Source organism: Streptococcus mitis, from assembly GCF_946190115.1.
GTDB lineage: Bacteria > Bacillota > Bacilli > Lactobacillales > Streptococcaceae > Streptococcus > Streptococcus mitis_CO.
The window spans coordinates 1-423 of record NZ_CAMHZG010000051.1 but is presented as its reverse complement, the minus strand read 5'-3'; the positions used below and the strand labels follow the sequence as shown (position 1 = coordinate 423).

The window sequence follows — 423 nt, the reverse complement described above, 5'->3', positions numbered from 1 at the left end:
GCGGGTGTAGTTTAGTGGTAAAACTACAGCCTTCCAAGCTGTTGTCGCGAGTTCGATTCTCGTCACCCGCTTTGAACTTTGTTCAAATTACCAAGTTTTTAACTTGGGCGCGTAGCTCAGGTGGTTAGAGCGCACGCCTGATAAGCGTGAGGTCGGTGGTTCGAGTCCACTCGTGCCCATTAATTGGAGAATTACTCAAGAGGCTGAAGAGGACGGTTTGCTAAATCGTTAGGTCGGGTAACTGGCGCAAGGGTTCGAATCCCTTATTCTCCGTTTTATTGAGAGTTTATAACTCTTTTTTTGTATTTTTAAGAATAGTAGAATAAAAACTTCAGATTTGTAAAACGGCTCTTTGTCAACTGTAGTGGGTTGATGAAAAGCTAAGCTCGAGAAAGGACAAATTTCGTCCTTTCTTTTTTGATG

General features: G+C 42.8%; 3 tRNA genes. All 3 read left to right on the top strand.

The features are described from left to right. Positions 1-71 (top strand) — tRNA-Gly (locus tag N8L90_RS09355). 34 nt (positions 72-105) lie between these two features. Next, a tRNA-Ile gene (locus N8L90_RS09350) sits at positions 106-179 on the top strand. Between the two features lie 6 nt (positions 180-185). Continuing rightward, positions 186-273: transfer RNA gene (locus N8L90_RS09345), tRNA-Ser, on the top strand. Positions 274-423: the final 150 nt, after the last annotated feature.